Source organism: Nonomuraea sp. NPDC049400 (assembly GCF_044466425.1).
Classification (GTDB): domain Bacteria; phylum Actinomycetota; class Actinomycetes; order Streptosporangiales; family Streptosporangiaceae; genus Nonomuraea.
This window is the reverse complement of record NZ_JBITMP010000010.1, coordinates 182,705-206,409: the sequence shown is the minus strand read 5'-3', so window position 1 is coordinate 206,409 and position 23,705 is coordinate 182,705. Positions and strand designations below refer to the sequence as shown.

Here is a 23,705-nt window from a genome sequence, read left to right as displayed (position 1 = left end):
TCGCAGGCAGTTGCCCCCAGCGTGCTACTCCAGGCCTTCGGCGCGGTCGGCGAGGCGTTCGTGGCGTTGCCTGGCGGCTTGTGCGGTGCCGAGCCCGAGTCCGAACGCGATCTCCTGCCACGTCATGCCGCGGCCCCGCGCCATCTCCAGCAGGCCGACCTCCAGCGCGTCCAGCTCCCCGCGCACCAGCGGGAGCAGGCTCAACGCCGCGGTGATGTCGGCCTGATCGACCTCCGGCTCGCCGTCATCGAGCCGCGCGGCTCCGCTGAGCAGGAACGCCACGAGCCTGACGGCTTCGTGCGGGCCGATGGCCGACGCATGGGCCTGCCGGCGGCGCTGGTCGTCGGTGGCCGCGTGCCGCTCGGCGATCCGGAACAGGGACGCGTGCACTCGTTGCGCGCGCGCCTGCTCCGGATGCGGCGGGGTGAAGGGATCGGGGTGGTGATCGGCATTCGTGGGCATGGAGCTCACGATGCCGCAGCACACGAACCGATGTCAACTGGATGCTGTGAACACAATGTTTAAAAGACGGCAGCAGCAGTGGGTTCTCCGCGAGGATGGCTCCGTGTACAACGTGCGTTTCCAGCGGTGCCTGGATGCGGACACGAACACCGGCGGCAACGGCGGCAAAGTTCAGCTGTGGGACTGCGGTCCCTGGAACCAGCAATGGTGGCGGTGATCAGGCGGGCACGCCTCCGGATCGGGAATGCGATCGCCGCCCGATCCGGAACTGTCCAGTCCGAGTAGCCGCAGTTCAACGACAGTCCCGTGCCCGTCTCACAAGAGGCGGGCACCGGGCGGCGTTCCGGGATGAACCTGACGCCGGCCGAGCGGCTTTTCTGCCTCCGCTCAGGCGTCCAGCAGGGGAAGCGCCTCAAAGACGTGGTCCTGCCACAGGCGGCGCGAGGTCTCCTCGGGGTACGCCGCGACCGACGGCACCGTGTCGAAGATCCGGGTCAGACGCTGCCGGGAGTCGTAGGCGGGCCAGCCCGGGTCGCCCGAGGTCGCGAAGCACGTCCAGGCCGTGCGGATCTGGGACGTCAGGTCGCGGGCCTCGGCAGTGGGCTCGGGGCCGATGGTCGCCGGGCCGAGATGGGCGTCGTAGGTGCCGAACAGCAGCGGGCCGTCCAGGCCATGGCAGGCGCCCAGCACCCCGCCCATGCCCGGGGACTGCCAGGTCAGCTCGTACAGGTACGCCCGTCCGCCGCCGGCGGCCTGCGCCTCGGCCAGGTGCAGCGTCGGCATGCGGAACAGCCAGTCGCTCTGCACGCGTTCGTACAGCTCCTCGGCGGACGCGTCCGGGAACGCCGCGCGGTAGGCCCGCTCGCCGTCGTCGCCGGGACCGAAGAGGCGCAGCGCTTCTGCCGCCTGCTCCTCGGTGACCTTGCCGATTTGTCCGGCGAAGAGGAGGAACGTGCGGTACTCGTCGCGGTTGTGACCGATGATCAGCTCCACGTCCCGTCCCGCGCCGCTCGCCAGTGCCTGCCAGGGCGCGGCGGGCAGCACCTCGCCGTCCACGACAGGAGAGAAGGGAGTGAGGGTGTGCGCGAACCGGCCCCAGCGGTCCTCGTACTGCCGCATCTTCGACTCCAGGGCGTGCCCGACCGCCGGCAGTCGCCGCGGATCCACGCCGGACAGATCCCCGGCCGTCGGACGCAGGACCGCCTCGGCCGCGATGGCCGTCGCGACGTCCCTGGCCAGGGCATCGGAGAAGAACGTGCCCGGCAGGCTCTGCCCGACGGCCCGCCGGAACAGCCCCGCCGCGCTCGGCATGACCATCAGCGCGGCGATCGACCCGGCGCCGGCCGAATCACCGAGGACGGTCACCTGGCCGGGGTCGCCACCGAACGCCGTGATGTTCTCCCGCACCCACTCCAGGGCGGCGACCTGGTCGAGCAGGCCCCGGTTGGCGGGCGCGCCGTCGATGCGGGCGAAGCCCTCGACGCCGAGGCGGTAGTTCAGCGACACGAACACCACGTCGCCGTCGCGGGCGATGTGCTGGGCGTCGTAGCCAGGACTCCCGGAGAAGCCGTGCTTGTAGGCCCCGCCGTGGATCCACACCATCACCGGGCGGCGGGCGGCCGGGTCCGGCTCCGGGGTCCAGACGTTGACCGTCAGCCACTCGTCACCCGTGCCCAGGAAAAGATCGCCGCCGCTGCGGCCGGCGATGCTCGCGTCCTGCGGCGTCGGCGGACCGAAAGTGTACGCCTCCCGTACGCCGTCCCAGCCGCGCACGCGCCGTGGCGCCTGGAAGCGGGCCTCGCCGATCGGCGGTTCGGCGTACGGAATGCCACGGAAGACGGCCAGGCCGCCCTCCGTACGGCCGCGCACCACGCCGGCGGCGGTACGGACCTCGGGCTCGCGGGACTCGACTGCGGTCATGGCGGCTCCTTGCAGCGCTAAGTCGACTGATTTAACAGTTGTCCATTTTTTAACACATGTCTAGGGTTGAGAACGTGCAGGATCGACAAGACCGCCGAGTGCGGCGTTCGCGCGCCGCGCTCATGGCCGCGGCCGTACGCCTGGTCTCCGAGCGCGGCACCACCGCCCTGCCCGTCGCCGACCTCGCCGACGCCGCGAACGTCAGCCGTCAGCTGGTGTACCTGCAGTTCGGGGACCGTGACGCGCTGCTCGTGGCGGCCGCGGCCGACCTGGTCGAACGGGAGCTCATGCCCGAGGTGGCCGACGGCGGCGCGCCACATCGCGCGCGCGTGCTGGCGATGGCCCGGCACTTCGCCCGGCACCGGCCCTTCTACCGCGCGATGCTCACCGGATCCTGTGCCTTCCCCATGACCCGGGCTCTGAACGAACTGTTCGGCTCGCTCGTCACCACGACCCGTCTGCGGGAGGTGTTCGGCGACCTCGGCGAGACCACGGCACGGGACCTGACAGCTCTGATCACCGGCGGGACCGGCACGATCGTCAACGACTGGCTGATCGACGCCGACGACCCCCTCGATCCCGAGGAAGTGGCCGACCGCCTGGTGCGCCTCTCGACAGCCCTCGCCCGCGGATCAGGAGACGGCTCCCGATGAACCTGAACAGCCACCTCGTCCAGCGCATGCTGCGCCTGCCCCCGCCCCTCACCAGGGACCTGACCGTCGAACGCGACCTGCGCGTCCCGATGCGCGACGGTGCCGTGCTGCTGGCCGACCGCTGGTTCCCGAAGACAGGCGGCGCCGGACTGCCCACCGCGCTCATCCGCGCCCCGTACGGCAGGGCCGGGCTGACCGTGGACCCGATGGCCCGGCCGCTGGCCGAGCGCGGCTTCCAGGTGCTGATCCAGAGCACCCGCGGCACCTTCGGCTCCGACGGCCCCTTCGACCCGCTGCGCCGCGAGCGCGAGGACGGCCTCGACACCCTGGCCTGGGTGATCGGGCAGCCCTGGTTCGGCGAGTCGATGATCCTGTACGGCTCCAGCTATCTCGGCTTCGTCCAGTGGGCGGTCGCCGACGCCGTACCGCCCCAGGTCAAGGCCATGATCCCCGGGGTCTCCGAATCGGCGCTCACCCTGGACTTCCTCCGCGGGGACGGCTTCTCGCTGGAGACCCCGTTCGTCTGGGGCGTCCAGGTCGCGGGCCAGGAACGCCGGTTCGCGATGCCGCGCCAGCTGCTGGGGGCGAAGAAGGTCCAGCGCGCCCTGCGCACGCTGCCGCTGGACCAGGCCGACACCGCCGCCGTGGGCCACCGCTCCGACTACATTCAGCACATCCTCGCCCACGACGCCGGCAGCCCGTTCTGGCAGGATCTCGACCACCGCCACCGGGTCGCCGGCATCCAGGTGCCGGTGAGCAGCGTCGGCGGCTGGTACGACATCTTCCTGCCCGGCCAGCTCCGTGACTACCGGGCCCTTCAGGACGCCGGCCGCTCTCTCGTCCGCCTCACCGTCGGCCCCTGGGTCCACATCTCCATGGGCGTCGGGCAGACGGCCGCCGCCGAGGCCCTCGACTTCGGCCTGGCCCTGGCCCGGGGCGAGGAACCGGCCGAGCGCGCCCCGGTACGCCTGTTCGTCATGGGCGAGGAGAGGTGGCACGACTTCCCGTCCTGGCCGCCGCCGGGATACGAGCCCCAGCGCCTCCACCTCCAGCCGGGCGGCGTCCTCTCCGCCGAAGCGCCCGCCGACTCGTCCCCGGACGGCTACCGCTACGACCCCGCCGACCCCACCCCCGCCCTCGGCGGTGTCCGCATGGCCTTCGGCGAGAAAGCCGGCCGCGTCGACAACGCCGCCCTTGAGGCCCGGCCCGACGTCCTCACCTACACGACGCCCGTACTGGAGCAGGACGTCGAGGTCATCGGTGAGGTGAGCGCCGAGATCTTCTTCCGCTCCAGCCTGCCGTACGCCGACGTGTTCGTCCGGGTGTGCGACGTCGATGCCGGCGGCCGCTCGTTCAACGTGTGCGACGGCCTGATCAGTCTCACCGGCGCCGACGAGATCACCCCCGCCACGGTGACCCTGTGGCCGACCGCGTACCGGTTCAAGCGTGGCCACCGCATCCGCGTCCAGGTCTCCAGCGGCGCCTTCCCCCGCTACAACCGCAACCCCGGCACCGGCGAGCCCCGGGCCACCGCTGCCACCCTTCGCACCGCCGACCAGCAGGTCTTCCATGACCCGCGGCACCCGTCCGCCGTGCTCATCCCCATCCGCCGGAACTGACCCCGCGCATCCCACGGTCGCCAGGTCGTCCCGGCTTGATGGACAGCCGCCGGCGTCTACTCGGCCCAGTCTGCCGGGCGAGACTGGCGGAGGCGCTCGGCCTGTTCGCGCAGCGGCTCGGGGATGAGCTCCACGAGCTGGTCCCGCCTGAGCGGCAGGTCCAGCAGGCTGAGCTTGACCCGGTTGCGCTGCAGGTGGGTGCCGACGTCGAACCGGACGACGTCCACGGCATCGGTGCGCAGCCGTACGGACAGGTCGGCTCCCGGCTGGAGCGGGTGGGCGGCCGTGCCGTCCACGGAGAAGATCAGCGGCACGTTCTCGGGGGGGTTGCGCAGGACGATGTGGTCGTCCTTGCCCAGGATGACGGAGCGGCTGATGCCGGACATCGGGGCGACGGGGGTGAGGGCGACCGCCGGCGCGGACGGCGAGATGACCGGGCCGCCCGCGGCGTAGTTGTAGGCCGTCGAGCCCGTAGGCGTGCAGGCGATCACCGCGTCCCCCCGGTAGTAGCCGTGCCGCAGCCCGTTGACCTCGAGGTCGAGTGTCAGGCTCGACAGCGGCTCGGCAGAGGCGAGCACGATGTCGTTGAACGCGGTGAAGTCGCCCGCCTCCAGGCAGCTGTGCGGCTCGAGCGTGTAGCGTCCCTCGGCCAGGCGGTCGAGGGCCTGCTCCAACTCCGACGGGCTGACCTCGATGAGGAAGCCCAGGTGGCCGTGGTTGACGCCGAGCACCGGCGCATCACGGCCGACGACCAGGCGCATCGCGCCCAGCATGGTGCCGTCGCCGCCGAGGCTGATCACGACGTCCACCCGGTCGGCGAACTCCTCGGGAGCGACGGTGACGACCTCCGGCCCCACCCGCTCGGCGTCGCCCCCGTGGGCGATGACGACGGCCCCGGTGCGCCGCGCGTACCGGGTGATCAACCGTACGGAGTCCAGGACGGACCGATCCGGGTGCACCACCAGCCCCAGCGTGAGGTGCGGCCGACCTGACGAGTTCTTCACGAAAGCCCCCTACCCGAATTTGCTGCCTGCTCAAGGTGCCAGTCGCCGAGCCGGTCCCGGCGGCGCGAAGGACCGGACCAGGCGTCGGTGGAGCATCGCGGCGCGTTGCATCAGCTCGCACAATGGCCTCGCAATCCCCTTACCTGACTCACTGAATCCATAGCTCTGTGATCAGTCAGTCACGTCAAGAAATGGGGATTGACCATGCTTCGGGCCGGTTTTATCGTCCTTGTGTCGAACAAGACTTCCGTGCACCTCCACAAGGGTAAGTAGCCTGCACCGCGGAAGTGTGGCTGTTTCTCGGGAACTACCGGCCCTGACAATCGGGGCATGCGCCGAGTCTCCCAGGTAACCGGCAAGCCGAGCACGCCTCATCAGCAAGGGCGTCACTCCTTCCAGCGAGAGGAATCGGTACGTGAGCCGACGACGAAATATAGTGCACCTTTTAGGCGCGCTACTCATTGTCATGCCGACCACCATAGCCGCTCTGGCAACCGAGTCAGCGGCCGCCAGTGGCGATAGAACAATTATTTCCCTGCCAAAAGAGTCACAGCCCGTTCCGAAGCGTCCAACTCTGGATGCGATCAAGCGCTCGGCCGCTCAGCGGGGCCTGACGTTCGCTCAAGGAATCGACGAGTACGTAGCGCGCGCGGTCGCCACTAATCCCAGCGCAACTGCCCGGGCAAAAGCCGACGGAATAGACCCCGCAGCCGAACCTGAGCTCAAGATCGACGATCTATGGCTGAGCGAGCTGGCGGACCTGAAGCTCGTCGTCAGGGACCAGGGCATGACCTTCGAAGAGGCAATCGAAAGAATTGCCTGGCAGCCCCGCATCAATGAGATCGGCGCGGCGCTGCAACAGCGATTCCCCTCAGAGGTTTCCGGTCTCTCGGTCCTGGAAAACGGGCTCAAAGCGCAAATCGGGTTCAAGGGCAAGATTCCTGAGCACGCCGTCGAGCTCGCAAGGACCCTGCCGGTGGCTGTCGACCTGGTAGGCAACAAAGGATTCTCCCAGGCGGATCTGAAGCAGGCTCGCGACCTGGCATTCGCTGAGGTGGCCGCAAAGAAGGACCTCGTCGAAACCCTCAGTGGCAGCTATGACACTGACTCTGGGATTGTGACGATCGCGGTCAAGCCTCGCTCCATGCCTAACGGCAGAGCAGAACAACAGGCTCTGCTCTCTCGGCTCCAGCCCACAAAGTCCTCGAACGACGAGATCAACGTCAGAGTGCGCCTCAGCGGGCAAGCTCTTTCAATCCCCCAGGACAGCTACATGAGGGGCGGCGGCAACCTGTCCGGCTGCACAACAGGCTTCAATATCATCAATGGCAACTTCCCGAGCGACCCCAACTCGCGCCTGACTACGACCGCCGCTCACTGTGGCACCGGGAGCAGGACGTACTGCAATCATCCAACGCAGGGCGGCTGTACCACCAGTAGTCATGTCAAACGCTCAACAAGTATCGACATCGGATCCTGGACTCGCGGCACCTTCACGCTGACCAGGACCTTCTATTATGACTACAATCAGCCGCGATACGTGTACTATGTAGGGAGCAACCCCGCACAAGGGCAGAATATTTGCAACTACGGTCACGCCCGACAATATGCGGCGTGCGGGAATGTCAAGGCCGTCGATCAATCATACCCGAACGCGGCCAATCTCGTCGTCATGGACAGAAGCATGACGGTAGGCGGAGACAGCGGCGGGCCATGGTACAAGTACAACACCGCATGGGGGATTCATCACGGCCTCTGCGAGATAGGGGTCGAGTTCAACTCCTGCTTCACTCCGGTGACGTCCATCGCCTCAGCTCTCAACGCAACCGGGCAGTCCTGGGGAGTGTGGACGGCACCTCCGGGAACCTGAGAATATGGCGACTGTGCGCGTTCGGAGCCTCGATCCCGCTCCGCGCGCACAGTCCTACATTTAGGAGCTAGATGAAGAAGCGCATCAAAGTGGCCACGAGCAATGCGCTGATCATTATCGCGATGGCTGGTTGTGGTGCTGGCGACAGCGGATCGAATCCTGATCGGGTGACTATCGAGGGTTCCGATCCGTTGATTTTGGTTCATCACCACACCAGGTCTGGGATGCAAGCACTTTTGACAGGCAAACTGGTCTACAAGCCAACGAGCAAGTGCCTTGTCATCGAGCACATTGCTGGGGCGCCCTCAAGCCCCGCAGTCGTTCCGGTCTGGCCGCAGGGCACAAAACCTCTTATCAAAAGCGGTAAGAGAGGTGCTCAGCTGCCGGGCAACGGGCCGATCCTTCTTGAGGACGCAGAGGTGAAAATCGCCGGAGGTTACGTTGATTGGAAAGCATCAACGCCTCCCGGTCTGGAGCTGCCGAATAATTGCATTGCCGATGTCGCCGGCTCTGCCATATTCGAAGTGAATCCGTTTACGCCGGTCGGCGGCTAGACCGTGTCTCAGAGATCACACGTGTCGAGTGTGTTCATCAAGACCACCGCCCGCGACGCCTACGGCTTCCGCAGCCCCGAAAACCAAGGGCCACGGACCCGCTGCTCCACCACCCGACGCGGACGGGGACACCTCAACCCCGCCTGAATTCGGCGAGTCCGTAAAGCCACTGCGCGCCGACGTTGTGCCGCACCGCCTCGGTGACCGCGGCAACGCCGGCCGAGCGCCGTAAGGCGCCACGTTGCCGTTCATGACGCGGCACCGTCAGGACGTCGTGTCCTTCATCCGGAAGGCAGCCAGTTCCTTGGCGGCCTCGTTCAAATCCTTGGCCGTGTCGATGGCTCGCCAGTACACCCCCTGCGGCAACTCGTACCCCGCCAGGCGGCGCTGGCGTGCGAGGCGGGGGAACGTGCTTCGCTCGTGGTCGCCGAGATCCGGGAGCATCGAGGTGAACGAGGCGGAGAAGACGTAGACACCGGCATTGACCGGATAAGGCGACGGCGGAGCCTCGACGAAGTCCAGGACGTTGCCGAAACGGTCGATGTCGACGGTCCCCCAAGGGAGTCGAGGGCGAGCCAGGGCGAGGGTGGCATGGGCGTCACGCTCATGGTGGAAGTCCGCCATGGCGCGCAGACTGAAGCGGGTCCAAATGTCGCCGTTGGTGGCGTACCAGGGCTCGCTTGGGCGGGGCAGTGAGGCGGCGGCGAACTTCAGCCCGCCACCACGTCCGAGCGCTTCGGCCTCGACCACCGGGATCACGTTGAGTGGCAGGTGTGCCGTGCTCAGCCAGTCGAGCACCACCTCGGAGAGGTAGCCGCAGGAGATGACGGCGTCGGTGACTCCCTCCGCCGCCAGCCATTCCAACTGGTGGCCGATGATGGGAAGGCCGGTGCCTGGGATCTCGACCATCGGCTTGGGCCGGGTGTCGGTGTAGGGGCGCAGGCGTGACCCCTGACCACCGGCGAGGATTACGGCCTGGGTCACCGGCCGCGACACCAGCGGCGACTCACCAGCGGACGGAATGAGATCGTCGAAAGTCATGTCCGCAATCTAGACGCGGACGAGTCCGGCACCGAATCGGCGGCCTCCTGCCGTAGGCGCTGATCGCCTCGCCGAGCGCCGTGGGATGGCCGTCGCGTTGCAGCATCCGCACCAGGTCGTACGGGCTGACGTCGCTGGCGGTAGATAGAGCGGTACCGGGTGGGCCGGTCGACGTAGGGGCTGCTCGTGATCACGTCCCGGACCGTGCGCACTGTCGCCGCCGGGGTGCAGCCGCTACCCGCTTCTGAAGCCGCCGAGCTGTCCGAGGCGCTCCCCCGGCCGCCGTCACGTGTGGCTCCAGGCCTTGCGGACTTGTCAAAGGCCGGCGAGGAAGTCGAGAGCGATCGTCCAGGCGTGCTCGGCGGCCTCGGCGTTGTAGTCGGGCAGGTCGGGGTCGGTGAACAGGTGACCCACCCCCGGGTAGCGGAAGACCTCCACGTCGGCCCGAGCCGCGCGCATCCGGATGTACCAGGCGTTCAGCCAGTCGACGGGCTCGTAGGTGTCGGGGTCGGCGACGTGGAGCTGGACAGGCAGGTCGTCGGCCGAGACGCCGTCGGCCATGTCGGAGGTGCCGTGCATCAGCAGCAGCCCGCGTGACCGCTCGTCGGCCAGGGCGAGGTTTTGCGCGAGCGCCGCGCCCAGCGAGAAGCCCGCGTACACCAGGCCGCCGTCGGCGGACAGCGGAGCGGCCGCGGCCACCGCCCGCTTCAGCAGCTCGTCCCGGCCGATCTCCTCCTTGATCGCGATGCCCTCCTCGGGCGTGTCCACGACCCGGCCGCCGTACAGGTCGGGGACGTGCACGTCGTGGCCGACCGCCCGCAACCTGTCGGCGGCCTGGTGAACGGCGGGCCGCAGGCCGTACATCGAATGCAAGAGGAGAATCCGTGCCATGCGCGCAGCTTAGCCAGCGCCGGGCAGCCGGCTGTGCCTGGGACACAGTGAGCTGATCGACCTTCCCGTCGACCTGCCAAAAGCGCCGCCGCTCCGAGCGACCGCAGGCCCTTCTCCGGCGCCGAGGAGGCGATCGCGTAGCGGCCCAGGCAGTTGAGGTGGGCGTGGCCCAGCGGGCTGAGCCGGGCCACATCGTTGCCGTGGCAGAGGCCCGTTCGGCGATGCAGTTCGCGAACCGCGAGTCGCCATCCCGGTCCGCCGGCCCGGAGACCTGAGCCACGGTGAGCGTCGGACCGTACGGCACCATGCGGGAAAGCGATCGGGCGGTTGGAAGAAGTTCAGGTGAGTGTCGCCGACCCCGAGAGGTGCCCACATGACGGAGACCCACACGTGACGCCTGGACCCGGCGCGGTCGAGGACGTCATAGATGCCCAGCTTGCCGCCCAGGCCGGTCGTGATCCCGCCGTTTTCTCGGCCGTCTACGACCGGCACTTCCGAGACATCTACCGGTACATCGCCGGACGGCTGGATGTACAGGCCGCTGACGACCTGGCCGCAGAGACCTTCCTCATCGCTCTCCGTAGAAGAGAGAAGTTCGACCCCAAGCGTGGCGGCCTGCGGCCCTGGCTGTTCGGGATCGCCACCAACCTCGTGGCGCGGCACCGCAGTAAGGAGGCCCGCCACTACCGAGCCCTGGCCCGCGCGGGGGCGGAACCGGATGCCGACAGCCACGAGACCCGGGTGGTCAGCGCGGTCAGCGCCCAACGACTGCAGCCTCAGCTGGCGAAGGCGCTGATGAAGCTGACCCGAGGCGAGCGGGACGTGCTGCTGCTGATGGCGCTCGGCCAGCTCAGCCACGAGGAGATCGCACAGAGCCTGCGGATCTCATACGGCACCGTCGGCTCCCGGCTCAGCCGTGCCCGAAAGAAGCTCCGCGCCGAACTGAAGGACATCGAACCATGAACGAACTGGAGATGGTCAGCAAGATGCTGCACAAGGCCGATCCCTCCGACACCGTCGTACGCGAAGGGCGGCGTCGGCTCCAAAACGCCCAGGCACGGCCGAGGCGCAGAGGCTTCGTTTGGCTGACCGGAGGTATGGGTCTGATGGCGGCCGCGGCGGCGGCGGTGGCCGTGGTGGTCACCACCAGCGGAACGCCTGCGGCAGTGACCACCGGATCGCCGGACGGAACGCCGCACAGCGCGTCGGCGGTGCCGGCGCAGCTGTCCAGCACTCAGATCCTGCTCGCGGCCGCCTCCACCGCGCAGAACAGGCCCGGCTCAGGGACCTACTGGCATGTCAAGGCCGACCACAGCGTGCGCGCCGGAAAGAAGACACTTCCCACCAAGTCCTCCGAAAGCTGGGTCAGGCGCGACGGGCAGGCATGGGTGCCCTCCGACGAGGGCGACACCGTCTACGAGGCCAAGGGCCCCAAGACGTTCTTCTTGGCCGACAACCGCGTCAGCTTCTCCCAGATCGAGCAGTTGCCGACCGATCCGGAGGCGCTGAAGGCGTGGATCGCCGACAAGGTCGACAACGGCGATGGTGACGCGGATCCCGCCGCACGCGAGTGGTTCGTGGCCAATTCCCTGGTCAGTCTGCTGGGCGACTTGCCGGCTTCACCGGAGGTCCGTGCCGCGGCCTTCCGTGCGCTGGCCACGATTCCCATCGTGAAGAGCATCGGCACCATGAAGGACGGCCTGGGTCGCGCCGGCGACGGCCTGCAGATCTCCGACCTTGGCGTGGACCTGAAGGTCATCATCGACCCCGCGACCTCGCTCGTCCTCGGCTCCAGCTACCGCAGCGGCAAGGACGGCAAGATCTACAAGGAGGGGACGACCACGGTCCGAGTCTCGGAGTGGACCGACACGCTGCCTCCCGTGGTCCCCGAACCAGAGCGAACCGGCCCCGCCCGCGGCTGAAACACCGACCCGCCCGGCTGTTCTCCAGCGAGCGCGCGTTGGCGGCACATCATCGCCCACTAGGTAGTGACATTTCCCCGATGATCGGAGAGCTGAGTGCAAAGAACGACAAGGTGGGCCGGTGTCGCCGTGCTCGCCGCGGCCATGATCGCCCAGCCGGCAGTCCTGCCACAAGCGGTTGCGGAGCCGGCCGCACCGCCACAGGCGGTCGCTGGGGCCGGCGACCAGATGGTGACCGGCGCGCGGACGGTCACGCTGGTCACCGGCGACAAGGTGACGGTGACCGGCCCGACGAGCGCGGCGGTCGAGCCGGGCGAGGGCAGGGAGAAGGTCACCTTCCTCACCGACGAAGCGCAGGGGCGGCTGCGCGTCTTACCCGGCGACGCCGCGCCGCTGGTCGCCGCCGGGCGGCTGGACCCCCGGCTGTTCGACGTGACCGGGCTGCTGGAGCTCGGATACGACGACAGCCGCAAGGAGCTCCCCTTGCTCGTGACCGGGGCCTCCGCTCCCGCGCCGGCCGTCCGCGCGATGACCGGGTTCAGGTCGCTGAACGCGGTGCGGGGCTTCGCCGTACGGCAGCGCAGGAGCGACGCCGCGCGGACGTGGCGGGCGCTCGCGGGCGGCACGGGCAAGGTCTGGCTCGACGGGCGCCGGCGCATCTCGCTCGACGTGAGCGTCAAGCAGGTCGGCGCGCCGCAGGCGTGGGAGCGCGGGCACACCGGCTCCGGCGTCAAGGTGGCTGTGCTCGACACCGGGATCGACGCGACCCATCCCGACCTCGCCGGCCGGGTCACGGCACGGGCCGATTTCACCGAGGTCCAGGACGAACGCGACCTGATCGGGCACGGCACGCATGTGGCCTCCACGATCGCGGGCAGCGGCGCCGCCTCAGGCGGCGCGTACCGTGGCGTCGCGCCCGGCGTGACGCTCCTTGACGGCAAGGTGTGCGAGTCGCAGTGGTGCTCGGACTCGGCCATCCTGGCGGGCATGCAGTGGGCGGCCGAGCAGGGCGCGAGAGTCGTCAACCTGAGCCTCGGGGGCCCCGACACCCCCGGACTCGACCCGCTGGAGGAGGCCGTGCAGACGCTCACCGAGCGCTACGGCACCCTGTTCGTGGCGGCGGCCGGCAACTTCGGCCGCGATCGCACGCTCATCTCGCCCGCCACCGCCGACGCGGCGCTGGCGGTCGGCGCGGTCAGCAAGTCCGGCGAGCAGGCCGAATTCTCCAGCCGCGGGCCGCGCGCCGGTGATGGCGGCCTCAAGCCGGACATCACCGCACCCGGCGTGGACATCACCGCGGCCCGCGGCAAGGACAGCCCCGGCGACGGCTCCTACGTCGCCATGTCGGGCACCTCCATGGCCGCCCCGCACGTCACGGGCGTCGCCGCGCTGCTGGCGGGGGCGCACCCCGACTGGAAGGGCGACCTGCTCAAGGCGGCCCTCATGGGCACCGCCCGGCCGCTGCCGGGCATCGGGGTCTTCGCGCAGGGCGCGGGGCTCGTCGACGCCGACCGCGGCACGAGCCAGGCCGTCACCGCCGAGCCGCCCGGTCTCGGCTTCGGGCGCCAGGCGTGGCCGCACGACGACGACCAGCCGGCCAGCAAGCAGATCGTCTACCGCAACCACCAGCGGCAGCCGGTGACCCTCCGCCTGGAGGTGCGCGGCGACAAGTCCTTCAGCGTCTCGCCGGCCACGCTGACCGTCCCCGCGGGCGGGCAGGCCGAGGCCGTCGTCATCTCCGACACCCGCGCCGGCGGCCCCGACGGCCTCCTCAGCGGGCACGTCGTCGCCTCCGGCGACGGTGGCCTGACCGTCAGCACGCCGGTCGGGGTCGACAAGGAGATCGAGAGCTACGACCTCACGCTCAAGTTCACCGGCAGGAACGGCCGGCCGGCCACTCAGAGCTTCACGACGCTGTACCCGCTGGACACCGACCAGGTGCCGATCGATCTGGAAGCGCCCGAGGGACCGGTCACCCTGCGACTGCCCAAGGGCAGATGGCAGATCAGGACCACCATCCGCGACGATCAGAGCAGGACGCTCCTCGTCCACCCGGGACTCGACCTGGACCGGTCGCAGGCCGTGGAGGCCGACGCGCGGCTGGGCCGGCCGATCTCGCTGACGCTTCCCCGCGCGGACGCCGTCTCGCTGCAGACCGAGATCGTCTACCAGTATCAGCTGGCCGACGGGGCATCGCGTAGCTGGGGCTGGCTCGGCGGCTCCTACGACGGCACGTTCACCGCACAGCTCGGCCCCGCCCGCGCCTATCCGGGCGTGCGCACCAAGGTCGCCGGGCGATGGGCCGCCGCCCGGATCGGCAGCCCGTACGCCTACCACCTGGCCTGGTTCCACCCCGGAGGCATGGTCAACGGATTCGAGCGGCGCGTGGTCCAGCGCGACCTGGCGGCCATCCACACCGACTACGCCCGCCACCTGCCCGACGCGGAGGCCCGCGCGTACAGCCGCGCCTGGCCGCGCGACGGCGCCGTCTTCGCCTTCCTGATGCCGACCATCTTCAGCACGCCGTTCAAACAGGTCGAGTACGTCAACACCGACGACGGCATCCGCTGGCAGCGCTTCCTGTTCGAGTACGGCTCCGACGGCCGGCTCAACCGATTCGACTCGCCCTTCGCGGTCTACCGGTCCGGGAAGACGTACACGGAGCTGTGGAACCGCGGCGTCTTCTCACCCGCCCTGCCCTGGACCGGCGCAGAGCACCTCGACGGCGTCAGCCGCACCGGCGACGTCATCTCGACCGACCTGCTCATGTACGGCGACGGCAGAGGGTCACTCGGCAGCTCCACCCGGTCCACGCAGCGCACCGCCCTCTACCGTGACGGCACCCTCGTCGGCGAACAGCCGGAGACCAGGACGAACTTCACCGTGCCCGCGCGGGAAGCCGCCTACCGCCTCGTCGTCGAGAGCGAGCGCGGAACACCCGCGACGCTGTCCACCCGTGTGTCCGGCGTGTGGACGTTCCGGTCCGGGCACGTGGCCGACGACACACCGACGCGGCTGCCCGTGTCGGTCGTGCGCTTCAGTCCCGCCCTCGACGCCGAGAACTCCGCCCCGTCCGGGCGGCGCTTCACGGTGCCGGTGATCGTTCAGCCGCTGGAGGCGAGCACCGCACGTCCCGTGCGGCGGCTGTCGGTGGAGGTCTCCTACGACGACGGCGCCACCTGGACCAAGGCCGCGATCCACGGGGCAGCGGCCATCCTGCGCCACCCGGCCGGCGACGGGTTCGTGTCGCTGCGCGCACGCGCGGTGGACCAGGCGGGCAGCACGGCAGAGCAGACGATCATACGAGCCTACCGGATCCGGCCGTCGTGACCCGGTAACCATCACCCGTTGGAGTGGCCGGCGCCCAGGGCGCCGTCGCCCAGGCCCGAAAGCGTGCATCCGGCCCTCGAAGGTGATCCATCCTTGATCGTGCAAGGCAGCTCCGCCAAGGCGGAGCCGTATCGTGAGCCAAGGGAGTTTCATGGTCAACCGATATCGGACCTTATGGGCGGTCGTGGCGAGCGCCGCCACGCTGGCAACCGCCGCGGTCGCACCGGCGCAGGCGTCCGCCGTCGCCCCCGTCAGCGTGACGTTCGCCGCGGCGGAGGACGTGTTCGTCAGCCAGGCCGAGCCGGCCAAGAGCTTCGCGACGGCGACCTGGATGAGCGTCTGCGGCACCGCGTGCGGCAGCGCCACCGCCGGGCAGCGCGCCGCCCTGACCCGCTTCAAGGTCACCGGCATCCCGCAGGACGCCGAGGACGTCAAGGTCACGCTGGACGTGGTCTCGGCCAGAACGACGGACACCACCGTCGCCGTCCGCCCGGTCACGGGCGCCTGGACCGAGGCCGCCACCACCTGGAACACCCGTCCGGCACTGAGCGCGCCGGCCATCGACTCGCACACCGGCTTCACCAGTGGCGCCACGGCCAAGCTGGACGTCTCTTCGGCGGTCAAGGGGGATGGCACGTACGCGTTCGCCCTCACCGGGACCGACGCCACCACGACCGTCCTGATGTCCTCACGCGAGACCGGGAACCGGGGACCGAAACTCACGGTCACCTACACCGGGGACACCGGGGGTACCGGGGACGAGCAGACCGACGGGCCGCTGCCCTTCACCCTGCCGGGCACGGCGGCGCTGCGGGCCTCGGCCAAGAAGGTGTTCGCGCACTACTTCTCCCCCTATCCGATCTCCCTCGACAACCAGGCTCCCGCCGGGGACTACTTCGCCAGGAACTACCTCAAGCCGGACGGCGAGAGCGGCAAGCACGCCGCCTACGGCGGGCTGCTGCGCGACCGGCCGCTGGGACGCGACCCGATCACGGGCGACTACGCGCTGGCCGACCTCAAGACCGAGGTGAGGCAGGCCATCGCCGCGGGCCTGGACGGCTTCACCGTCGACATCCTCTCCGTGACCAGCGCGCAGTGGACGCGGGCGCAGAACCTCGTCAAGGCCGCCGAGGCCGTGGACCCCGGCTTCAAGATCGTGCTCATGCCGGACATGAACGGTCTGGCCTCGGTGGACAGCGCCGCCTTCGCCACCGCCATGGCCAAGCTCGCCGCGTCGAAGTCCGTCTACCGGCTCGCCGACGGCCGCCTCGTCGTCGCGCCCTTCAAGGCCGAAGGCCGCACCGCCGCCTGGTGGTCGGACTGGATGAAGACCATGGAGACGCAGCACGACATCAAGGTCGCCCTGGTGCCCACGTTCGTCGACTTCAACAGGCACCGCGACGCCTTCGCCTCCATCAGCTACGGCTTCTCGAACTGGGGCAGCCGCAGCCCCGCGGCCAACGCCGGCCTGAAGACGAACATCGACCGCGCCCACGGCATGGGCAAGATCTGGATGCAGCCGGTGTCCGTCCAGGACGAGCGTCCCAACCAGAGCGTGTTCGACGAGGCGGGCAACACCGAGAACCTGCGGGCCACCTGGAAGGGGGCCATCGACGGCAAGGCGGAGTGGGTGCAGCTCACCACCTGGAACGACTACTCGGAGAACACCCAGTTCGCCCCCTCCAGGAACGCCGGCTGGACCTATCTGGACATCAACGCCTATTACCTGACCTGCTACAAGCTCGGCTGCCCGAGGATCACCAACGACACGGCGTACCTGACCCACCGGATCCAGCCGGTCGCGGCCGCGACGGAGTACGCGCAGACCAAGCTCATGAAGCTGCGCGCCGGCAGCACCGCGGCCCGCGACACCGTCGAGGTGCTCACCATGCTGACCGCGGCGGGCAAGGTGTCCGTCACGGTCGGCGGCACGACGCACACCTACGACGCGCCCGCCGGGGTGTTCGCCAAGACGTTCCCGCTGAAGGCGGGCACCGCTTCGGCCTCGGTCACCAGGAGCTCGGCCGTGGTGGCGAAGGTGGTCTCGCCGTACGCGATCAGCGCGACGCCGTACGTGCAGGACCTGCACTACCGCGCGGCCTCCAGCGAACGCTGACGCGGCGCGCCGGATCCCCGGGGCCGGGCGCCACGGGGATCCGGCGGGTAGGCGGCACGGTCGGGGACGCGCTGGACCTCGCCCGTCTCCGCCGTTCCTCAACCCGGGATCATGGCCAAGGCGTCGATCTCGATGCGAGCCCCGGGATGCACCAGGCCGCCGACCCGTACGAGCGAACTGGCCGGCGGGTGTTCCCGCGAGATGTACTCATCGCGTACCAGCCGGAACGCCTCCAGGTCCGCCAGATCGGTGAGGTAGATGGTGAGCTTGACGATGTCCCGGACTCCGGCGCCGACGGCCGTGAGGGCCGTGGAAAGGTTCTCGAACACCTGCCTGGTCTGTTCCCGCGGATCATCCTGTCCGACGAGTTCCCCGGATGCGTCGAGCGGGAGCTGACCCGATACGGCGGCCATCCTTCCGCCGAACGCAACCACGTGGCTGTATCCGTTGACCGGAGGCAGTCCTGCCGGCCGGAGATGGTGCTGAGGCATTGCGCGGTGCTCCTATCGATTCACAGAGCGGGGCAGGCGGACGGCTACGACGGCGCTGACGACGAGGACGGCGGCGAAGGTCAGGATGCTGAGCGCCGCGGTGCCCGTCAGGTCACGCAGCCACCCGACGGCGTACGTCGCGAGGAGCCCTCCGACGTTGCCGATGGAGGAGACGAGCGCGAAACCGGCCGCGGCCGATGGGCCGCTGAGGAACGTCCCTGGCAGGCACCAGAACACGGGATAGTGGGCGACCAGACACATGTTGGCGACGGTGAACGTGATGATCACAAGGGTGAGGTGCCCTGTGGCCAGGGTCGTCGACGCGAGTGCGGCGGCGCAGACCAGCAAGGGGACGGCGATGTGCCGGCGGCGTTCGCGGTGTCGGTCGGAATGCCAGGCGTTGGCGAGCAGCGCGAGGGCGCCGAAGAGATGGGGGACGCCGGCGAGGAGTCCCACGGTCCGCGGGTCGTGTACTCCCGCGTCCGCGATGAACGTCGGGAGCCAGAAACTCAGGCAGTAGGTGGTCATGAGTGAGGCGAAGCACATGAACCCGAGCAGCCATACGCGGCCGGACCTGAGTGCCTGTACGAAGCTCGCCGCACCATGGCCGCCGGCAGGTGCGTCCCGCGTGAGTGCCGAGGTGAGGTCGGAACGCTCGTCGTCGGTCAGCCACGGCGCCGTGGCCGGGGCGTCGGGCAGCCTGGCGAGGTAGACGATCCCCAGGGCCACGGGCAGCGCCCCCTCGACGATGAACAACCACTGCCACCCGGACAGGCCGGCGGTGTGGTGGAAGGCGGACATGATCCACCCCCCGAACGGGTTGCCGATCATGGAGGCGATCGGCAGCCCGAGGATGAAGTAGCTGAGGATCCGGCCGCGCAGGGCTGTGGGGAACCACAAGGTGAGGTAGTACAGGACGCCGGGGAAGAACCCGGCTTCGGCCGCGCCGATGAGGAAGCGGATCAGGTGGAAGTGCCACTCCTCGGTGACGAACGTCATCGCAGCGGTGAGGACTCCCCAGGTGATCATGATGCGGGCCAGCCACATCCGGGCGCCGACCCTGGTGACGATCTGGTTGCTCGGCACCTCGAGCGCGATGTAGCTCACGAAGAAGAGCCCGGCTCCCAGGCCGTACGCGGCGTCGCTGAGATGCAGGTCGCTCTGCAGCTGCAGCTTGGCGAGCCCGACGTTGACGCGGTCGAGGTAGGCGAGCAGGTATCCGAGTGCCAGCAACGGAACAAGCCGGACGAGTGCCTTGCGAGCGGTGGGGCCGATGGCGGCGACGGGACGCGGGGTGGCCGCCTGTGAGGGGGTGCTCATCGGAGGGTTGCCGATGGCTCGTCGGGAACGACCGTCCGGCAGTCCATCTCGAATTCCAGCCCTTTGACGGGTGGCGTCGCCTGCCACCACGCGGTGCGGGTCGTCTGCCCGCACCGTCGCGTGACCGCGCCATCGAGCGAGCCGATCCCGTGGAAGCGGGTGTAGACGTTGACGTCCGCGCACGCGGACCAGCCCTGGCCGAGCGCCGACAGACGCCGCTCCATCTCGTCGAGCACCCACGTGGCCTTGGCGGCCAGGCCGTTCTCGCTGACGTCGCCGGACGCCACGGCATGGCCCGCGTACGAGTCCCGCCCCTCGGGAGCCTCGGCGCTGCCGGCGACGACGAACGTGGGCGGCACCGGGCCGGTCGCGCGCCGGGCGTAGGTGAAGGCGTGGATCACAGGTTCGGCGGAAGTGCCGCCGAGGGGGCACACGTTCGTCCGCGCGACGGGGTTGGCGTCGTCGAGGAGGATGCGGAGCCGTTCGAGCTCGGCTCGGTACCTGCGGTTGAGATCGCCGAACTCGTCCTCCGTCATCGCGGTGGGTGAGCGGAGCTCGATGGCGCAGAGCGCGGTGCCCGGCAGGTTCCGACGGGCGAGCAGCTCCTCGATCGCGCGGAAGCCGTCAGCCAGCGGGAGCCCGGGTGACATCACATGCCGTCGAAGCTCGTGACCGTCATCTGCGACGACACCGGCCGAGTACTGGGCGACCGCGGGCAGGTACGAATAGCCGCGGCCGGAGGGGGTCTTGGAAAGCATTGACACAGGTCTTCCTCGTGAGCGGTGGTTTCAGGGTGCCCTGTCCGGCGGCGTTCGCGCCAATAGAATGTTTCGCATGATGCGTTGCCTTGATGTGAACACCTCGTGAGGTGGGCCAGTCCGTCTGTGCGCTACTTCGTCGAGGTCGCGGCCCAGGGTTCCATTCGCGCCGCGGCGGAAAGCCTGCTGGTGGCGCCATCGGCGGTCAGCCGTCAGGTCCGGCTGCTGGAGAAGGACCTGGGGGTGCGCCTGTTCGACCGGGTCGCCTCGGGGATGCGCCTGACCGAGGCCGGCACCATCGCGCTGGAGCACTTCGTCGCCTCCGCCGACCGTGACGAGGCGCTGCGTGAACGGCTGCGGGGAGGGACCGCCGCCGTCCCCACCCTGCGGGTGGGGCTGCTCGAGGGTCTCGTGGGCCTGGCCTCGGCACTGACCGCACGACTGGACCGCCGATCTCCCGGCACCCGCCTGGACCTGCTCATGCTGCCCTCGCAACAGGTGATCGAGCACGTTGCCGGCGGTGAGCTGGACGTCGGCTTCTCGTCAGGGCGTCATGTGGGCAAGCACGTCCAGGTCGTTGCCACCACCGCGTTGCCGGTGCACCTGATGGTGGGACCCGACCACGCGCTCGCCGGACGCGAGTCCGTGACGATGGCCGACCTGGCCGGGCTGCCCGTGGTGCTGCCCGACGCGACGTTCGGCATCCGGAACGAGGTCGACCGGGCCTGCCACGAGCACCATGTCGCCGTGGACCTGGTCGGTGAGACCAACACGCTGACCCTCGCGCTCGAACTCGCGGTGGCGCGGGGAGCGGCGACGCTGCTGACCCTGCCGGCGTTGCCCCGTGACGCGGATCGGCGCGGCATCACGGCGATCCCGATCAAGGACAAGCGCCTGGCTTCGGTGCCCCTCTCCGTGGTCGTGGCCCACGATCCCCAGCGGGCGGCGGCCGACCGGCTGGGCGCCGAGCTCGGCAAGGACCTGCTGCTCAGCCCCAATGTCAGAGCCTGGACGTGACCCGAAGGCGCTGTCCCCCGCCCTGGACGGCCCGCTCGACGAGACTTTCGCTCCGATGTCGCCATCCAGATCCCGTATGACGTCGGCACCCGCATCAGCGAGATCGCCAGCGGGGCGCGCCACGTCGCCGCCGTGTGGGCATGGCGCAGGCGTCGCCCCCGGTCAGGGGTGCGAGACAGGTGTCTCGGAGGTGCTCTCCGCGCTGCTGGTGCTGCTGGCCACCCGGACCGCGGGGGACGTCTGCAGGCGCGCTCGTCTTTCCCGTCCTCGTCTGCGTGCCACTGTTCGGGCTGGTCGTGCTCCTGGTGGACGGGCTGCGGGCTGTGCCCGACCCGGCCGCTCGCACCCTGCGCGACTGCCTCGCCGGCAACTCTCCTCCGGCGAGGTCAACCACAGCCCGGCCAGGGCGATCTCCTCCGGTATGGCGGCCTGGCCACGCCGGGTGGGAGCCGAAACCCGGCTGCCAATTGTCAGGCGCCGATGATGCCGGGGAGGCGGGTCTGGAAGTCGAGGACGCCCACCCAGGTGGGGCGGAGGGCGATGCGGGCCATCTTCGTTGCGGGGTGATCGGCCTGGGCGACGTAGCCGGCGCCGCCTTCCGCTCCGAGGAAACGGCGTGCCGCCTGGGCCTGCTCGGGCACCATGCCGTCGACTTCGGTGATGGTGACACGGCCGCGCAGCAGGAGCACGTCCGGCGGCTGGGGCTCGGTGTCGATGGTGACGGCGACGTCGGGGTTGGCGCGCAGGGCATGGAGCCGCCGCGCCGGGCGGGTGATCCCCATCGGGGGGCAGTTGACGTACGTCGCCATGACGAGCTCCTCGCCTGTCCAGACGTACCAGGTCGATATCACCCGAGGTGTCCCGTCGGTCGCCACGTACGCCAGTCGTGCGGGAATCGTCGAGTGCAGCAGGCGCTGCGCGATGTCGGTCTTCAGCAACCGCACGTCACCCTGCGGGAAGTCCGCCATGGTCATGTCCTTTCCCTTCATCCCAAGGTGTTGACCGCGGACCCACCCGAAACTCATCGGTCCGGTTGAGGTGACGCGTCATCGGCCAGTTCCTGGCGCTCACAGCCGAGCTCGCCCGCCGCGCCGCCTCCCCCTCATGCCGGTGTGGCGGGCGCGCCCAGGACTTCGCGCAGTGCGGTGATGGACGGCGTGAAGAAGTAGCCGCCCCCGGCGGGAATGACGAAGTCGCGTGCTGCGGCCAGGGTGGTGCCGCCCGCGGTGGGGACGGCACATTGGCGGAGCCGGTGCTCACCGGGCTGCCCGTTCTGGCCGACGAGCATGTCGTGGCCCCCGGGGCTGCGGGGGTTGGCGGAGTCGCCCATCCACTGGCGGTTGAGGAACTCGAACTGGTCGACGATCGAGCTCTGGTACGACAGGAACAGCAGCCCGCGGTCGGCAGCCGGGTCCTGGTCGTAGAGCGGCCCGTAGGGAAGTCCGCGGCGCAGGATCCGGCGGGTGAAGGACGCCATTCGGCCGCCCGCGTCGTTGGCGGCGGTACGCGAATTGACCTTGCGGATGTGCGCGAACTGCGGGCAGGTCAGGCCGATCGGATCGGCGTCGGCGTCCGGGTGGTCGCGGTCGGTGGTCTCGCCGTCGGTGAGGACGAGGGTGCGGGCGTCGGAGCCGAACTCGAAGTAGTCGTTGCGCATCCGGTCCACGCCGAGCTCAGGGATGTCCTCGCCGGGAGTGCGGGCGACCGGCGCGCCGCTGGGCCAGCGGCCCACGACATCGGCGCCGATCTTCTCGGGGGTGACCTCCCAGGGAAGCAGCCGGCGTGCGGATTCCTCCAGGAACGCGCGGAAGGCGGCCACGTCCTGCCACAACCGGCGGAAAGCGACATAGGACCCGTTGCGGCTCCAGTGGGGGCCGGGCAGCCGTTCGGCGCCGCGCAACAGCGGGTCGCTGCCCTGGCCGGGGTAGCCGAACACGAACTCCCCCGGCCACACCAGGTACTGGCCGGGGAGTCCGTACAGCCAGCACTCAGGCCGCTGACCGGCCATGTCCGCCACGTACCGGGGCGTGAGGAAGTCCCCGTCCGGGCCGTATCGGCCGCGCACACCGGGCTGCGACACCCCGTCCTGGAAGCCGAAATGCTCCGAACCGACGGCGTCGAGCTTGTGCCCCAGCTCCTCGTAGACCACGCCGAAACCGTGGCCGGCCAGTTCCCGCCGTAGCTCGTCGAGGTAGCCGCCCAGATCGCCTTCGTCATCGGCGCCGATGACCAGCAGGATGTCCGGGTCGCACACCGCCCACTTGCTGTGGTGGCCCTGCTCGGCGGGGTCGGCCGGGTCGCCCAGGGCCGTCGATCGCGCGGCCATGCCCAGCTGGAACGCGGGGTCGGTGAACGCCCCGACGCTGTCACGCTGGTCGTCCGTCAGCAGTGCCTGCAATGCGGGCCGGCTGAACGCGACGCTGAGCCACACATCGCGCACCTCGCCCAGGACGTCCCTGAGGCCCAGGGCGCCGGGCTCGGCCTGGCCGCTCAGGGCGGACAATTTCGCCTCAGCGCGTTGGTGTTCGAGTGCCCGCACCTGCCTTCTGGTACTCATCACGGTGGTCAGGGTGGTGACCTTCGAGGCGATGTCGTGACACCACCGCCTCATCCGAGCAAGATCGTCGCGATCGAGGCTCAGAGCGAGCACTGCCATGTGGGGCTTGAGGAATCCGGGGACGATGTTGCCCTGGATCTCGTCACCGTCCAGCGGGGGCTCCTCTTCCGGAGTGGTCAT

General features: G+C 69.5%; 20 protein-coding genes. 10 read left to right on the top strand and 10 right to left on the bottom strand.

Going from position 1 to position 23,705, the window contains the following annotated elements; translation table 11 throughout:
• Nucleotides 1-24: 24 nt before the first annotated feature.
• Nucleotides 25-462 (bottom strand): DNA-binding protein, encoded by a 438-nt coding sequence (locus ACIBVN_RS17990; RefSeq protein WP_397137598.1) that lies wholly within the window; start codon nt 460-462, stop codon nt 25-27.
• On the opposite strand from ACIBVN_RS17990, the gene ACIBVN_RS17985 reads away from it, so the two are divergent.
• A complete protein-coding gene (locus tag ACIBVN_RS17985; RefSeq protein WP_397137596.1) occupies nt 461-679 on the top strand; it encodes a ricin-type beta-trefoil lectin domain protein in 219 nt (72 codons plus the stop codon). The two genes, ACIBVN_RS17990 and ACIBVN_RS17985, sit on opposite strands and share 2 nt — an antisense overlap.
• 170 nt (nt 680-849) lie before the next feature.
• Here ACIBVN_RS17985 and ACIBVN_RS17980 read toward each other — a convergent pair whose 3' ends face one another.
• Complete coding sequence (locus ACIBVN_RS17980; protein ID WP_397137594.1) at nt 850-2,382, bottom strand: carboxylesterase/lipase family protein; 1,533 nt, start codon at nt 2,380-2,382, stop codon at nt 850-852.
• A 74-nt stretch (nt 2,383-2,456) separates the two neighbouring features.
• Here ACIBVN_RS17980 and ACIBVN_RS17975 point away from each other — a divergent pair, with 74 nt between their 5' ends.
• Together ACIBVN_RS17975 and ACIBVN_RS17970 are read left to right on the top strand one after the other, a co-directional pair.
• Complete coding sequence (locus ACIBVN_RS17975) at nt 2,457-3,035, top strand: TetR/AcrR family transcriptional regulator (protein ID WP_397137592.1); 579 nt, start codon at nt 2,457-2,459, stop codon at nt 3,033-3,035.
• A complete protein-coding gene (locus tag ACIBVN_RS17970) occupies nt 3,032-4,654 on the top strand; it encodes a CocE/NonD family hydrolase (RefSeq protein ID WP_397137590.1) in 1,623 nt (540 codons plus the stop codon). The genes ACIBVN_RS17975 and ACIBVN_RS17970 overlap by 4 nt, the downstream gene beginning before the upstream one ends.
• Nucleotides 4,655-4,710: 56 nt before the next feature.
• On the opposite strand, the gene ACIBVN_RS17965 is transcribed toward ACIBVN_RS17970, so the two are convergent.
• Nucleotides 4,711-5,658, bottom strand: coding sequence for an NAD(+)/NADH kinase (locus ACIBVN_RS17965; RefSeq protein ID WP_397137588.1), 948 nt, complete (start codon nt 5,656-5,658; stop codon nt 4,711-4,713).
• 466 nt (nt 5,659-6,124) lie between these two features.
• Between ACIBVN_RS17965 and ACIBVN_RS17960 the strand changes: the two genes are divergently transcribed.
• Both ACIBVN_RS17960 and ACIBVN_RS17955 read left to right on the top strand, forming a co-directional pair.
• Nucleotides 6,125-7,528: a hypothetical protein gene (locus tag ACIBVN_RS17960; RefSeq protein WP_397137587.1), complete on the top strand. Its 1,404-nt coding sequence runs from the start codon at nt 6,125-6,127 to the stop codon at nt 7,526-7,528.
• 71 nt (nt 7,529-7,599) lie between these two features.
• Entirely contained in the window at nt 7,600-8,082 is a 483-nt protein-coding gene (locus ACIBVN_RS17955) for a hypothetical protein (RefSeq protein ID WP_397137585.1), read from the top strand.
• Nucleotides 8,083-8,346: 264 nt separating this feature from the next.
• Here the strand turns inward: ACIBVN_RS17955 and ACIBVN_RS17950 are convergent, their stop codons facing one another.
• Nucleotides 8,347-9,123 (bottom strand): NDP-sugar synthase, encoded by a 777-nt coding sequence (locus ACIBVN_RS17950; RefSeq protein ID WP_397137583.1) that lies wholly within the window; start codon nt 9,121-9,123, stop codon nt 8,347-8,349.
• Nucleotides 9,124-9,438: 315 nt separating this feature from the next.
• Nucleotides 9,439-10,014, bottom strand: a complete 576-nt coding sequence (locus tag ACIBVN_RS17945; protein WP_397137581.1) for a dienelactone hydrolase family protein — start codon at nt 10,012-10,014, stop codon at nt 9,439-9,441.
• Nucleotides 10,015-10,404: 390 nt separating this feature from the next.
• On the opposite strand from ACIBVN_RS17945, the gene ACIBVN_RS17940 reads away from it, so the two are divergent.
• From ACIBVN_RS17940 to ACIBVN_RS17925, 4 genes are all read left to right on the top strand, one after another.
• On the top strand, nt 10,405-10,977 hold the full coding sequence (locus ACIBVN_RS17940) for an RNA polymerase sigma factor (RefSeq protein ID WP_397137579.1): 573 nt from the start codon (nt 10,405-10,407) through the stop codon (nt 10,975-10,977).
• On the top strand, nt 10,974-11,936 hold the full coding sequence (locus tag ACIBVN_RS17935; RefSeq protein WP_397137577.1) for a CU044_5270 family protein: 963 nt from the start codon (nt 10,974-10,976) through the stop codon (nt 11,934-11,936). The genes ACIBVN_RS17940 and ACIBVN_RS17935 overlap by 4 nt, the downstream gene beginning before the upstream one ends.
• Nucleotides 11,937-12,032: 96 nt before the next feature.
• The gene (locus tag ACIBVN_RS17930; RefSeq protein WP_397137575.1) at nt 12,033-15,266 is read left to right on the top strand and encodes a S8 family serine peptidase; all 3,234 of its coding nucleotides are present in this window, start codon (nt 12,033-12,035) and stop codon (nt 15,264-15,266) included.
• Nucleotides 15,267-15,417: 151 nt separating this feature from the next.
• Complete coding sequence (locus tag ACIBVN_RS17925) at nt 15,418-17,382, top strand: endo-1,3-alpha-glucanase family glycosylhydrolase (RefSeq protein ID WP_397137573.1); 1,965 nt, start codon at nt 15,418-15,420, stop codon at nt 17,380-17,382.
• Nucleotides 17,383-17,480: 98 nt separating this feature from the next.
• Here the strand turns inward: ACIBVN_RS17925 and ACIBVN_RS17920 are convergent, their stop codons facing one another.
• From ACIBVN_RS17920 to ACIBVN_RS17910, 3 genes are read right to left on the bottom strand one after another with little or no spacing between them, the layout of a single operon-like run.
• Complete coding sequence (locus ACIBVN_RS17920; protein WP_397137571.1) at nt 17,481-17,873, bottom strand: RidA family protein; 393 nt, start codon at nt 17,871-17,873, stop codon at nt 17,481-17,483.
• Between the two features lie 12 nt (nt 17,874-17,885).
• Nucleotides 17,886-19,193, bottom strand: a complete 1,308-nt coding sequence (locus ACIBVN_RS17915) for an MFS transporter (protein WP_397137569.1) — start codon at nt 19,191-19,193, stop codon at nt 17,886-17,888.
• Nucleotides 19,190-19,957, bottom strand: a complete 768-nt coding sequence (locus ACIBVN_RS17910) for a hypothetical protein (protein WP_397137567.1) — start codon at nt 19,955-19,957, stop codon at nt 19,190-19,192. The genes ACIBVN_RS17915 and ACIBVN_RS17910 overlap by 4 nt, the downstream gene beginning before the upstream one ends.
• A 120-nt stretch (nt 19,958-20,077) precedes the next feature.
• On the opposite strand from ACIBVN_RS17910, the gene ACIBVN_RS17905 reads away from it, so the two are divergent.
• Nucleotides 20,078-20,968: a LysR substrate-binding domain-containing protein gene (locus ACIBVN_RS17905; protein WP_397137565.1), complete on the top strand. Its 891-nt coding sequence runs from the start codon at nt 20,078-20,080 to the stop codon at nt 20,966-20,968.
• A 470-nt stretch (nt 20,969-21,438) separates the two neighbouring features.
• Here the strand turns inward: ACIBVN_RS17905 and ACIBVN_RS17900 are convergent, their stop codons facing one another.
• Together ACIBVN_RS17900 and ACIBVN_RS17895 are read right to left on the bottom strand one after the other, a co-directional pair.
• Nucleotides 21,439-21,942 (bottom strand): pyridoxamine 5'-phosphate oxidase, encoded by a 504-nt coding sequence (locus tag ACIBVN_RS17900; RefSeq protein WP_397137563.1) that lies wholly within the window; start codon nt 21,940-21,942, stop codon nt 21,439-21,441.
• A gap of 128 nt (nt 21,943-22,070) precedes the next feature.
• Nucleotides 22,071-23,705 (bottom strand): Dyp-type peroxidase, encoded by a 1,635-nt coding sequence (locus tag ACIBVN_RS17895; RefSeq protein WP_397137561.1) that lies wholly within the window; start codon nt 23,703-23,705, stop codon nt 22,071-22,073.